The following is a 13,308-nucleotide window of genomic DNA, read 5'->3' as shown; positions in this document are numbered from 1 at the left end:
ATGATCAAGATGGTGAAGGCAACCGCATCGCGCATCGGGGTGGAGATATACCCCATCGTCATCGCTTCCGCCTGCCCCATGATTAAAGCGCCGACAAATGCACCGGGGATACTCCCAATTCCCCCCAACACTGCTGCAACAAAAGCTTTCAAACCGGGTAAAATTCCCAGCTGAGTCCAGATTGAACTGTATGCAATCGCATACAGGACACCACCCAAACCGGCAAATGCAGCGCCAATGGCAAAGGTAAATGAAATTACCGAATCAACGTTGATGCCCATCAGCCGTGCAGCCGGTTTATCGTATGAGGAAGCTCGCATGGCAATACCGATTTTTGTGCGCCGAACCAAAAATTGCAAAAAGATTTGCACAAGAATTGAAGCCAGCATGATAATCACTAAAATATTTGAGAAGGTAATCGCTCCATCAGGCGGCGCTTCCCCTGGTCTGATCAGATGAATCCCATCTTTGATATACCACGCCACAACTTCAAATGGGCGTTCATAAGGAATGAAACGGGGTGAAAAAACAAAATTCAAAGCCCCAAAATATTCCAGGAAAAATGAGACCCCAATTGCTGTGATTAAGGCCGCAATACGCGGCGCATCTCGCAAGGGTTTGTAGGCAACCCGTTCTATGGTCACTGCTAAGGCAGAACAGATTACCATAGAAAGCAAAATAACCGTAATTGAACCAATTACAACACCCAGCCCGGGTGAAATTTGGGGAAATGCTGCCAGGGGCCATTGATGAAGCCGAAAACGGGCAACCGCAAAATAGGATACAAAAGCACCTACCATAAAGACATCGCCGTGGGCAAAATTAATCAGTTTGACAATTCCATACACCATGGTGTAACCCAGAGCGATCATGGCGTACACAAAACCCAATTGCAACCCGCTGATAAAAAATTGCGCAAACAGGGTTGGCTGGCGGATCAGGTTGCTGATCAAAATCGCTGCAACAACAATACCGAGGATAATAAAAAATGCTTGACCAACCCAGGCAAGGGGTGGTCGTTTCTTTCTGGTTGGCGCAGGAATTGCTGCTTGAGATGAACCGCTCAACTGTTGCATCGTTCGAGCACCTCCAAATCGGGAATGCCTGTTTCTTGCAATAAAAACAATGGGAACAGGATCAAACCAAAGATGGAGGGCAACTCGAGGCTGCCCTCCATGGTTCGGTTAGAAACTTGGATAACTAGGGGTTAACAATGGTTTCGAATTTAACCCCATCGGGTTTGACCGCCAGTAATGCAGCCGATTTGATCGGGTTATGGTTGGCATCAAAAGTGATGGTGCCGGAAACACCTTTGTAGGTAATTTTCTCCAGGGTTTCCTTCACTTTAGCCGTATCGGTCGTACCCGCATCGTTGATCGCTTGCAGCAATACATTGGCAGCATCATAAGCCAGCGCCGCTAAAGCATCTGGAACTTTGGGATTACCGCTTTCATCTTTGTACTTTTCGCCGTAGGCTTTCAGGAAATTGACCACCTCGGGGCGCGGGTCATCCGGTGAATAGTGATTGGTGAAGAAGCCGCCTGCAGCAGAATTTACATCCAGATCCGGCGAGTCCCAACCATCACCACCGATGAAGGGCACGTTGATCCCTTTTTCCTTGGCTTGTTTGGTGACCAGATTGACAATGTTGTAATAGTCAGGCAGGTAAACCACGTCCGGTTTGGCATCCGCAATCTTACCAAGAATGACTGAGAAGTCGGTATCGGTGGAAGTGTAGGACTCAGTTCCAACCACCTTGCCACCCATCATCTCAAAATTCTTGGAAAACTCGGTTGCCAGACCCTTAACATAGTCGTTGGCCTGATCCAGCATCACGAAGGCAGTCTTGGCACCCAGCTGATCAATGGCGAATTTGGCGCCCACATAACCCTGGAAAGGATCAATGAAGCAGGCGCGGAAGATGTATGGTTTTACGTTGCCATTGGCATCCACGGTGACTTGCTCGTTCGTGGAAGTTGGGCTGATTTGGATAACGCCCTTGGAATTGGCGATCTCGGATACCGGAATGGATGCTTTGGAGCATACCTCGCCGATGATGAACTTGACCCCATCCTGATCAATCACTTTGTTGGCAGCATTGACGGCAGGGTCGGGTGTACACTGGCTGTCCTCAACGATTGGGACAATCTTCATCCCCAATACCCCGCCTTTGGCATTCCATTCATCAATCGCCATCAAAGCCCCATCGCGGGTAGACACCCCAAAAGTCGGCACTGGGCCGGATAACGGAGCCAGAATAGCCACCTTCAGCTCTTTCTGCTGGCCGCCGGTGCTGCCTCCCTGCGCGCAGGCTGACAGGATCAGGGCAGCCACAATTAACAAACTAAAAAATTTTACGGAACGCATTTTCTCCTCCATATATTGGCAAATGATTGATGAACATATTCAAATTTTATCCCCCGTCAGGCATCAGTCTCAATCTGCGCCTTTGATAATCCCTATTTATGTAGAACAATACCACCTCCTTCCCGAAAGGCAAAATCTCGCATATTCACGATAAAAAAAGAGGGAATTAATCAATACCAGCAATTTCGATATTGCTTGAAATTGCATAGTGCATATAATAGAGAAACATGCTCAAAATGTCAAGTGTTTACTTACCTCCATTTTTTGGTAGCATTGCTTGACAATTGCACTCACCAATTGTAATATTGAGCTGTTAGTTATCCTTTTTTTCCACTTCTATGTCTGGAGCAATTGAATTATGTTGCGGAAAAAACTAGCCCAACCGAATGTTGTCATTATTTTGTTAATTATCCAGTTTTTTCCAATCTTACTGTTACCTCCTGAATCTTACTCGCCTACCACACAGGAATGGTGGTTGCCCTTTCTTCTTGCCATTCTGGCGTTAGTAGCTTCCATTCAACTGGTATTTCGTGGGGCAGTTCAGCTGTGGCCATGGTATCTGATTTCCTTTGCTCATGGCTTCAATATCATCAGTCGCCTCATGCTGCTCATGCCACGCGCCTCAATTCTTGTTGACGGTTCGGTGCGCTTAAACACCTCATATGTTTTTTTAACTCTGCTGAGCATTTTTCTGTCAGCTCTGTATTTGCTTTACACCGACCTGCCAGAAGTCCGGATCAGCCTGATTAATCGGCGCGCCGCTTCTAGCGGGTAAGGCAGATCCTGAAGATCAATTAAAATTGGGTGCCCCGTCGCGCTGTACACTTCGCACGGGGCACCCGGCTTAAGATTGGGATGACTTCACCCTACATCTTCCATCCCATCCGAATCTGCCTTCAACATTTCAAGGAAAACATCCACAACCCGCGGATCAAAATCGGTACCTGCACATCGTTTTAATTCTGCTATTGCATCACGGTAGGATAGAGCCGGCCGATAGATGCGGTCAGTGGTCATTGCACTAAAAGCATCCACCACCGTGAGAATACGCGCGCCCAAAGGGATCGCATCCCCGCTCAAACCATAGGGATACCCGGAGCCATCGTAATGTTCATGATGTGCCAACACCAGTCTGGCAACCTCAGTTAAGCCATGCACCAGCCTCAAGATGCGCGCCCCAATTTCGGGGTGCTGACGCATAATCGCCCATTCACGCTCGGAGAGTGGACCGGGTTTATGTAAGATTTGATCCGGAATTCCAATCTTGCCGATGTCATGAAGCAAGGCAGCCCTTCGAATATCCTGGATCTCCCGGAAGGTACACCCCATGCGCAGGGCTACCTGCTCTGCAGTACGGGTTACTCTACGACAATGCGAACCGGTGGAAAGATCTCTGGACTCAAGAGCCTTGGCTAAGGCCAGCACAATTTCAACTGCCGATTCTTCTTCCGTCAGTGCCAAACCTTCCCGCTGAATGGCTTGGGCGGCCTGTTCAGAGAACATCATCGCCAACGGTAAGCGCTGTTCAATGGAATGGAACCTGTCAAATGAGAGACCGAAAATACCGACCGGTTCGCTTTCCAACCTCATTGGAATGAGCACCAGATTTTCATTGGACTGAAGTTTTAACAAACGACGTTCTTCTGCCCCTAAATATGTATCTCGATAACCAATCAGCACAGGCCCATCACTGAGGGCTACTCTTTGAAGAAAATGATTGAGTCGTTGATAATTGCGTAAAACGCCGTTGGAGCGGCTTAACAAGGTTTGAGCCTGATAATATGCCTGTCGGTGGAAAGTGCCATCTGCACATAAAACCAGCACCTGACAATGCTTAACTTCCAGCAATTCAACTGCTTTGACCACAATTTCAAATAGCAAACTGGACGATCCTTCAACCTGCAGCCATTGTGCAGCCAGATCGCCCGTCTCACCCCAAACCTCTGTTACGAGAGGGGTTTTTAATTTTGCGAGGCGGTTGAAGAAATCACCGCCAAAGTAAAGATTCCCTGTAATCATGGAGTCCATTCCTTGTGAGCTGAAGCGCAGGCTTCGATGTACGGGCAGGGAAACGATTTCCGATATCCCCATACCTTTTTTGTGAATCGACCTTTAATCTCCACACACCGCCGATTGAACCGAGCGGTTTGCGTTGTAACCGCTCAACTGGGAGGCAAAATCTGCCAATGAGGTGGCCCGAATGGCAACCAAACGAGAACGGTCTTCACTGCTAAGCTGAAAAGCCTCACCGCCAAACCCTGCTGCCAGCGCTTTGGCTGGATTGCTTAGCAGTAATTGCCGGAATTGAGCACTGATTACCGCTGCGGTGAGGATGCGGCCGTATTCTTCTGAAACATCCCGATAATTGCTTTTTCTTGTTTCCATAAGTGTAGGTGTCATCGCTAAGTCTCCTTTCTCGAATTTTGCTCTGACCGCCCGCCAACTGACCACAACAACCAGAATGCTCCAAATGCAATCAATACATCCCCTGCGCTGAAGGCAACCCGGTAATACGGGTTATCGGGTGTTCGGAAACGGTCGGAAAGAAATTCGAGTTCGGTTTGTTCAACCGGGAGCACAACATCTTTTCCCGTTCCTAACCGCTCACCGACTTCCCACCCGGCTGAAATAGGGTCACCCCGCAACCAGTGGGTAGTTTCCGGGCTGATGGGCATAAAGCCGCCGTTCAGGCTGATGACCAATAGATTGAGCACCAGACCGGTGATCAGCAGCCAGAAACCGGGAATCTTCCGATTGAACCATGCAAAAATGAGCAAAATAAATTGTGAAAGGACTAAACTGATACTTGCTGCCTCATCCGGGTAAATGGCTCTTGTGAGGGGAAACCCAAAAGCAAGCCACTGGATGATGAGCGCCACCAGAACCATCCAACCCCAGCGCATGGAGAAGGGACGGTAAGGGCGGTTGCCGACTTTTGCTCGAATAAGCCCAAGGGTCAGGCCTGCAATGACCGCTGCAAGGAGTATCATTCAAGCAGAAATTTTGCGCAGGATTACCAACCCGGGAAAGTGATGATGGAGTTGATGATGCCGCCACCGGCCTCCGGTGCGCCCGAACCCAAAACGAACAAGGCAACCGTCAAAACAAACCACACGACACGCGAATTGATCTTTTTCATTTCAGCCTCTCCTTTTTTCTTGTGTTTGGATAAATTCAGTTTAATCAGGGGTAGGCTTCCAAAGAGGCTTCCGTAAACCGGTTTTGAGGCTGTTTTTGGGTGTTTTAATGTTAACGAATGGTTAACATTTTATTAAGATGTGTTCAGATATCGGCTTCGGTTTTGCGGCGATTGCGGGTCAGCAAATCGTAAAGAGATACTGTTTGCGGGCTGGGTTGACTGCCCAATTCTTTTTCCAGCAGGGAACTCAATTTCTGATATTGCTTGACCACCATTCTCACATTACCCATGCTGGCGTAACAGCGCATGATCATTTGATGAACTTCTTCATTCACGGCGTCAAATTGAAGATATTTATTTGCAAACACCAGGGCTTCTACCGGTTGAGAGGTTTGCAAATACAAGTCAACCAACCGCTTAAGCGCGGTCATGAATTTTTGATGCAAACGTTCTCTTTCACCCAACACCCACTCCTCATTGATTTCCGGTAAAAAATCGCCTTTGTACAATTCAACGGCTCTCCGATAATGGGTGATTTCATGTTCCGCTTTTCGGGCAAGCCCGGCCAGTTGAATTTCGCGATTGAAGGTTTCGAAATCGGCTTCGTAATCTATTGCGCGGTTAAAGTAATAAAGGTCGTCCTCAAAGACCACCACATCTTTCCCGGCTGCGTGGCGCAAACGATAGATGGTATTCTTAAATCGAATCTTTAACTCCGCCGGACTGATATCCGGCCAGAAAATTAACCCAATCTGTTCCTTGGTCAAACCTTCGGGGTGCAGCATTAAAAGCAGCATTAAATCCCGCGCTGTTTGAGAACGCCACTCCATCCCACTGATGATGTGATCGCCAAGCGAAACTTGAATCCTTCCAAAAGTCAGAATGGTCAATTCCGGTGGAGAAACGGGCACTTCTTGAGATTGCTGTCTGAGTTGTTTACGAACATTGGGCAGTTGTCGGTTGTGCTGCCGAATCACCTTCAGATAGGGTGCAGATAATACGCGCAGTTCCTCTGAAAAAACGTTGTCTCCCTGGAAAATCCGCTCCAGGGGTTCACCACTGCATCCGATTAAATGATGGAATTTGACATCCCGCACTACCGGCAGCAATTCCTCCATGCGTTTCTTCAGCTCCAATTCATTACCCACGCGGGCATGTACCACCAGCAACAACATTCGGCAGCGGATGGCTTCCACATGATGCCTTTCAATTGAGAAATAGTTTTCCGCTTCTGTGAGACTGTCACGGGCGATGTCAAACTCCCCTTTGGCTATCGCAATTTTCCCGGATACCCATTTACACAGAGCTTCTTCATAGAGTGAACCCGCCTCCATTGCCGTTTGCCACGCGGAAAGCAAGGTTTTTTCCGCTTCGGGAATCTGTTCTTTTGCGAGCAGCAAATCGCTCTTTGCCAGCGTGAGGTAAAACCGAAGGAACTGGTCTTCGATTTGCTGGATTAATGCCGAGGCTTTTTGATAAGCCTGTTCGGCCTCTACAAAAGCACCCACGTCCTTGAACAAATCCCCAAGGCTGGTCAACGCATACGCTTCCAGGCGGCTGTATCCTCCCATTCTGGCATACTGTATGGCTTTTTCCAATTCCTCTATGGCGATTTCGTACAATCCTGCCAGAGAATGCAAAACGCCCAGGTTATTCAATAAATTGGCCTGCCAGATAACGTTACCACTGTTCTGGTAAAACAATAAGGTATCTTTGTAGATCTTCTCGGCATGTTCCAGATTTCCGAGGTAACGATAGACCATGGCAATTTCCATGGCAACTTTGGCAGCCGATTCTTCATCACCTAAATCAAAGAAGATATCTCTGGCCTGAATAAGCCATGTCAACGATTCATTGATTTTTCCCAAATAGTGCAATACCGTTCCTTTGGCATGCAGGGCGCTTGCAAACAATTGCTTTTCCTCTGGAAGATGACTTAAGACTTGAAGGGCTTTATCCGCATCTTCCAGTGCACGACGATATTCACCCTGCATACGGAACGCGCCAGAACGCCGGATTAATGTATGAGCAACCAGAGTGCTCTCATCCTCACCGCAAAGCCCCAACGCGAGGTCAAAGGCTTCAATTCCGCCACGAATATCTCCAAGCATCACCCGCACTGCCCCTTGAATGGACAGCAACAATGGGGAACGCTCGATATACAGGGAGGGCAGATCTTCCATCCAGCTTTGCAGGGTCAGAATTCTGCCTTTGGAAACCAGAATCGCACCGGCTCGTTCAATCAGGCGGGCTTTGGCTTCCTTGTTTCCCACCCGGTCGTAGATGTGATAGGCCCGCTCCCACTCTCCTACCTCCTGGTAATATTCTGAAAGTCGGTCAAGAATCCGCCGGGCTTCATCAGGGAATTCTTTGAATAAGCGATTTTGGAGAAAATCACGAAAGAGATGATGATACCGCAGCCAGATACGGTCTTCTTCGATTACTGGAAGGACAAACAGGTTATTTCTTTGAACTTCCTCCATCAAAATTTGCCAGTTGGCTTGAACCTTCAAGCCTTTTCCAAGCACTTCTTCACAAATTTGCGAATTAAATTCCTCGAAGAGGGAAGTCCGGTACAGAAACTTTTTCAGCTCATCCCTTTGTTGATCCAAAACCTGTTGGGCAAGATAATCATAAATGCTTACACCAGCAACTTTTTTCGGCTGAAAACGAGTTTTAACCTGACCATTTTCAACCTGTGTAGAGAGAATCAACCCCGTAATCCATCCTTCTGTCAGTCGGGAAAGTTCTTCAATCTGTTGCTCCGAAAGCGAGATGCCAAAATTTTGCAAGTATAAATTCTGGATTTCTTCGGGCTGAAAAGCCAGTTCCTCAAAGCTGATGCCGCCAACCAGGGAGCGGGCTACTAATAACGGCATATCGGCCAGCGGGAGCAACCGTCTCGAGGAAATCATCACATGGCAATTTTCATCCGCCAAAAGCAGGAAACGGTTAATGAAATAATTGATTTCCTGAATATTCTCAACCAGATGGTAGTCATCAATCACCAAAACAAAGTGCTCGTCAATGGTTTCGTAAATATCGTTAACAATCAGAGAAACCAGCGATTCCAGATTCAGACGCTCCTGAGGCATACCGTTAATTGCCGGAATGCTGGTTTTTCCAAATTTTGGAAAAACTTCTTGAAGAGCAGCAATAAAGCCGGCAACAAATCGCTGTGGCTCGGCATCCATTGCATCAAGAGAGAGCCAGCCAACCGGCATTGGGGTCTGATGAGCAAAATCAACCAGGAGGGATGTCTTCCCATATCCGGCAGGTGCGGCAATAATGATCAGGCGATTATCACTCAGATCATCCAGAGTGGAAATCAACCGTTGCCGCGTAAGAATATCCGCTCGTCGGCGTGGAAGAATGACCTTGGTTCGGATTACCGGTATGGAAAGCTCTACCATGATGATTTCAAAAAAAGAAAACTATCTGCCGGCGATGGGTCAAAGAAACTGCCTCTCTACCCTTGACCGCACTGGATTAAAAGAATCTATTCTCTTTTTTGATACTGGAATCGGTATTATCATAACAAAAAATTCATTCAAAGAATACCACCATTCGTCATATCTGTGAATTTCGGATGATGGTATGATTACCTGAAAAGACCGGCAATTCACAATATGTATTCATTATCACACTCCTCTATGTAATTTCATCCTCAGGAATGAACTATGAGATATACAGTCTTAGGCAAAACAGGCGTACAGGTTTCATCACTGTGTTTTGGTACAATGTCCTTTGGAGGTGATGCAGACCCGCATACTTCCGCTCAGCTGTACCAACTTTGTCGGGATGCCGGCATCAACTTCTTTGATTGTGCAAATGTATACACTGGCGGCAGATCCGAAGAAATTCTAGGGCAATTGATTCACGGTCACCGTGATGAGGTGATCATCACCAGCAAAGTCTATTTTCCAACCGGCGAAGATATTAACGCCCGCGGGGCATCCCGTCGTCACATTCTGCGTTCTGTTGAAGCATCTCTGAAACGATTGAATACCGATTGGATTGATGTTTACTTCATCCATCATTTTGACGACCTCACTGATTTAGAACAAACTTTACGCGCGCTGGATGATCTCGTTCAGCAGGGAAAGATCTTATATCCTGCGGTCAGCAATTTCGCCGCGTGGCAAATCATGAAAGCGCTGGCCATTTCTCACCAACATGGCTGGGCCGGCATTGAAGTGATTCAGCCGATGTACAACCTTGCCAAACGACAGGCAGAGGTTGAAATTTTACCGATGGCACAAGCCGAACAGCTGGCCGTTATCCCTTACAGCCCTCTGGGCGGCGGGCTGTTAAGCGGTAAATACGGCGTGAATAAAAAACCGCCCAGCGGCCGCCTTGTTGAAAACAAAATGTATCAAACCCGTTACGGCGACCCTTTGCTATACACACTTGCTGAACGGTTCAGCGAATTGGCTCGTTCACACGGCTTTGAACCGGCTCCGCTGGCGGTTGCATGGGTAGCCAGTCACCCGGCCGTTACGGCTCCAATCATCGGCGCACGCAACTCCGAACAGTTAAAACAACTTCTCCAATGCCTGGAAATTGAAATGACCCCGGAATTGCGCGCTGAAATTTCTGCGCTTACTCCCGAACCACCTCCCGCTACAGACCGCAATGAAGAAAGAACTCCCCATCAATACGGTTCACGATAAGGCAGCCCCGCCCTTCTTTCTGAATAATCAGGGAGAAGGGTGGAAAGACTTAATAGATCAATCACTAAACATTTCCAGCACAGTTTGTTTACCTGTGAGATCGGTGCGGAAGACGAAAACAATCCCACCCGATTCAAGCAAAATGCGAAAACCGGGGGTAATGACCATGTTGCAGTTCATCCCCGGTTGTTCCAAACCAAGGCAACTGTCCGGCCAGTCCACTTTTTCAATGGAAACCCAGCGCACAAATTCGGGTTCAACATTCAACCGATTGGCCAGGACCGATTGAGCCGCCTTCAGCGCGATGGGGACGATTCGCATGCGTTCCCCCGTTTGATCACTGCGAAACTCGTATTGAGCACCATCCAGCGAGATGATTCCCTGATAGCCCCGAATCAGCATTTCGGCACATTGCTCATCTACGGCCGGGATGCCAAGACAGGTGTTCGAATAATCTAACTGAGTAATTTTATTGAATTCAATCTGACCGGCTTCCACTTTCAGGTTACGGCTCAACGAATCTACCACGCCCTCAGGTAATTCAACCTTAATCGGCTCGGGGGTTGCTTTCTGACCAGTACAGGCAATTAGAACCATACTGAAGATCAGGAAAACAAGGGGCAACTTTTTCATCAATTGACTACTCCTCAAGGCAGGTTTACGATTGGAATTGACCACACCCCAATTTTAGTCACTTTTTACGGAATGCGCTTAAAATAAATTTTCAATTAAAGTTGGTGCTTATCGGCAAGAAATGGAATCCCATGGTCAATATCAAACCGGTTCACGAAATTCGCCCCCGTCTGGATGATGAGTTCAACCCCGGCGCTTTTATCCCGCGCACACCCGCCATCGCCGAAGCCTACCGCTGGGGTAAAGAACTGCACGCCGGTCAACTGCGATTGAGCGGTGAGCCTTATTTTGAAACGCATTGTGCCTGGGTGGCCGCCTTTGTAGATAAACTGGTAGCCAATGAAGCCTGGACGATTGCCGCATTACTGCATGACAGTGTGGAAGATCAGGGAGAGAGCCTGGAACAGATTAAACGGCACTTTCCGGGCCGACTGGGAGAAGAAATTGCCTATATTGTAGATGGAGTTACCAAAATCAGCGCCCCGCGCGATGGACGCTCGCGGGAAATGGAAACCCTGCGCAAAATTGCCCAATACCGTGATCCGGGCGTGTTCCTGGTCAAACTGGCGGACAAAAGCCACAACCTGCTCACCCTGCACCACATGCCCGCCCACAAACGGCAACTGAAAGCCACTGAAGCCATCCGTGCTTACGGCAAACTGGCAGGGGTGCTTAACTGTTACCGCTGGCGGCGCTGGATCGAAGATCTCGCCTTTCCTTACGCTGAACCGGAAACTTATACCTTTGTCAAATCTACTATTGATGCCGATCCCCGCCTTGACCTGAACTTCATCAATCCCATGATGGAACAACTCGGCGGTATCATGGAAAAAAGCGGTTTGAGCGGTTCAATTGAAATTACTGTCAACGGCTACTGGCAGTCATGGCAGAAACTGCGCCGAATGGCGCGCGCCCGCAAAACTTCCATGAATTCGTTTCGCGATGTAAACGACATCGTTAGTTTTCGCATGGTTGTGGATGAAGATGATGAATCCGCCTGTTATCAATTATTGCCGCGTGTCAACCGCTTCTTGGGACCCTATCTCGACCAAAACCGTTTCGACGATTACATCGCCTGTCCGCAGAATGGGTACCGCGCCTTACAAATCACAGCCTGGCTGCCGGATTTAGGGGCAGTAGAGGTAGCCATTGCCACTCGGGATATGGAAGGGGAAAACCATTGGGGTGTAGTGTACGCTATCCAACAAGGCAAAGACATCAGCCACTACCGCCCGGTAGAAATTTTAACTCCCACCGGCGGCACACGTTTCCTCCCCGAAGGTTCAACCGTTCTGGATGCGGTTGCTTCCATTCAACAGGAATTTTTGCTCGATAAAATCAGCGCCGTCAAAGTGAACGGCGCCCTTGTGCGTCTTTCGGATCGCGTTCATTCTGGAGATGTTATTGAAGTGATTACCGATGGCACTCGCCAGCCTCCCACTGAAGAATGGCTGGCTTATGCCAACAATTCCACCGCCCGCCTGCTCCGCTCTGTGCTGGTTACCGAAGCATTAAAAAAGAGTGCGGAAAAAGGGCGGCAAATCATCAAACCAATTCTGGCTCAGCATGGCATCCTTGCCCTTGAGGATGTTCAGACACTCGAACCGGTGCGCTTTGTGATATTGTTGGAAACACTGGCAGCCTCCAGCCTGGAAGATCTGTATGCCTCGGTTGGATCGGGTGCTATTCGCGAACTGGATTTTGCTGATGCTTTAATCAACGCCGGCATTTCCCAACAAAACCTGAACTGGACGACATTTTCAATCAGCGGAACCAGGAACGCCAATCGTCCGGGAGTGCTGGCGCGTCTTGCCCATCTGGTTTCACAGGCTGGCGGTAACATCCTCCGTTCTGTCAATGACACCCAGCCGGATGGCGGTTTTTACTTACGGCTGGTCATTAAAAACCTCTCCCCCCAAAAGCAAGAAGCCCTGCGGCTGGCTTTTCTCAACGCGGATATTGAGATTGCTTCTCTGGAGGTTGCCTGAGATTCATGAAAATTGCCATTATTTCCGATACCCATAATCACCTGACGAACCTGTATAAAGCCCTGCAGATGATCGAAGACGAGGATATTCATACCATCATCCACTGTGGAGACGTAACCACCACCGAAACTCTTTCGTCCCTCTCGGCTTTTCGGGTTATTCTCACTTTCGGAAATGGCGATTTTACCAGCGGGGAGATGCGCGAAGCCTTATTGAAAATGAATCCCGATTCCTATGCGGGGTCAGTCTTTCAGGGCGAAATTGACGGATTGCGTATCGCAGTTACCCACGGTCACATCTTTTCTCAGTTTCAAACCTTGCTCAACAGTCGGCAATTCGACCTGCTTTTTCACGGTCATACACACCGCCGCGAAGATACCCTGCATGGCAATACCCGTCTGATCAACCCCGGCGCGCTAGGTGGTTTACGCAAAGAAGAGCGTTCTTTTTGCATTTTGGACACTCACAGCCGGCAACTGCGATTTGTTTTGTTGGATTAACCCGCCCT

At 48.5% G+C, this 13,308-nt stretch carries 12 protein-coding genes; 4 read left to right on the top strand and 8 right to left on the bottom strand.

What is annotated here, in order from left to right; genetic code table 11:
- On the bottom strand, positions 1-872 hold an 872-nt coding region (locus VAE48_RS00310), incomplete at its 3' end, for a branched-chain amino acid ABC transporter permease (RefSeq protein WP_416181001.1).
- Between the two features lie 328 nt (positions 873-1,200).
- A complete protein-coding gene (locus tag VAE48_RS00305) occupies positions 1,201-2,367 on the bottom strand; it encodes an ABC transporter substrate-binding protein (protein WP_322791312.1) in 1,167 nt (388 codons plus the stop codon).
- A 358-nt stretch (positions 2,368-2,725) separates the two neighbouring features.
- Here VAE48_RS00305 and VAE48_RS00300 point away from each other — a divergent pair, with 358 nt between their 5' ends.
- The gene (locus VAE48_RS00300; protein ID WP_322791311.1) at positions 2,726-3,142 is read left to right on the top strand and encodes a hypothetical protein; all 417 of its coding nucleotides are present in this window, start codon (positions 2,726-2,728) and stop codon (positions 3,140-3,142) included.
- A gap of 86 nt (positions 3,143-3,228) precedes the next feature.
- Here VAE48_RS00300 and VAE48_RS00295 read toward each other — a convergent pair whose 3' ends face one another.
- The 5 genes from VAE48_RS00295 to VAE48_RS00275 all read right to left on the bottom strand — a co-directional run bounded on the left by VAE48_RS00295 (position 3,229) and on the right by VAE48_RS00275 (position 8,919).
- Positions 3,229-4,386: an HD-GYP domain-containing protein gene (locus tag VAE48_RS00295; RefSeq protein WP_322791310.1), complete on the bottom strand. Its 1,158-nt coding sequence runs from the start codon at positions 4,384-4,386 to the stop codon at positions 3,229-3,231.
- A gap of 93 nt (positions 4,387-4,479) precedes the next feature.
- On the bottom strand, positions 4,480-4,767 hold the full coding sequence (locus tag VAE48_RS00290) for a hypothetical protein (protein ID WP_322791309.1): 288 nt from the start codon (positions 4,765-4,767) through the stop codon (positions 4,480-4,482).
- A gap of 2 nt (positions 4,768-4,769) precedes the next feature.
- Complete coding sequence (locus VAE48_RS00285; RefSeq protein ID WP_322791308.1) at positions 4,770-5,357, bottom strand: DUF5317 domain-containing protein; 588 nt, start codon at positions 5,355-5,357, stop codon at positions 4,770-4,772.
- 23 nt (positions 5,358-5,380) lie between these two features.
- Complete coding sequence (locus VAE48_RS00280; RefSeq protein ID WP_322791307.1) at positions 5,381-5,506, bottom strand: hypothetical protein; 126 nt, start codon at positions 5,504-5,506, stop codon at positions 5,381-5,383.
- 143 nt (positions 5,507-5,649) lie between these two features.
- Positions 5,650-8,919 carry a tetratricopeptide repeat protein gene (locus VAE48_RS00275; protein WP_322791306.1) on the bottom strand — a complete coding sequence of 1,090 codons (3,270 nt, stop codon included), beginning with the start codon at positions 8,917-8,919 and terminating at the stop codon, positions 5,650-5,652.
- A gap of 267 nt (positions 8,920-9,186) precedes the next feature.
- Between VAE48_RS00275 and VAE48_RS00270 the strand changes: the two genes are divergently transcribed.
- Complete coding sequence (locus VAE48_RS00270; RefSeq protein ID WP_322791305.1) at positions 9,187-10,179, top strand: aldo/keto reductase; 993 nt, start codon at positions 9,187-9,189, stop codon at positions 10,177-10,179.
- A 57-nt stretch (positions 10,180-10,236) separates the two neighbouring features.
- On the opposite strand, the gene VAE48_RS00265 is transcribed toward VAE48_RS00270, so the two are convergent.
- Positions 10,237-10,812 carry a hypothetical protein gene (locus VAE48_RS00265; protein ID WP_322791304.1) on the bottom strand — a complete coding sequence of 192 codons (576 nt, stop codon included), beginning with the start codon at positions 10,810-10,812 and terminating at the stop codon, positions 10,237-10,239.
- Between the two features lie 131 nt (positions 10,813-10,943).
- Between VAE48_RS00265 and VAE48_RS00260 the strand changes: the two genes are divergently transcribed.
- Together VAE48_RS00260 and VAE48_RS00255 are read left to right on the top strand one after the other, a co-directional pair.
- Entirely contained in the window at positions 10,944-12,800 is a 1,857-nt protein-coding gene (locus tag VAE48_RS00260) for an HD domain-containing protein (protein WP_322791303.1), read from the top strand.
- 5 nt (positions 12,801-12,805) lie between these two features.
- Positions 12,806-13,300, top strand: coding sequence for a YfcE family phosphodiesterase (locus VAE48_RS00255; RefSeq protein ID WP_322791302.1), 495 nt, complete (start codon positions 12,806-12,808; stop codon positions 13,298-13,300).
- The last annotated feature ends 8 nt before the right edge of the window (positions 13,301-13,308 follow it).

The sequence above is a fragment of the Bellilinea sp. genome (assembly GCF_034432615.1).
Taxonomy (GTDB): domain Bacteria; phylum Chloroflexota; class Anaerolineae; order Anaerolineales; family Anaerolineaceae; genus Bellilinea.
This window is presented reverse-complemented; position numbering and strand designations above follow the sequence as displayed.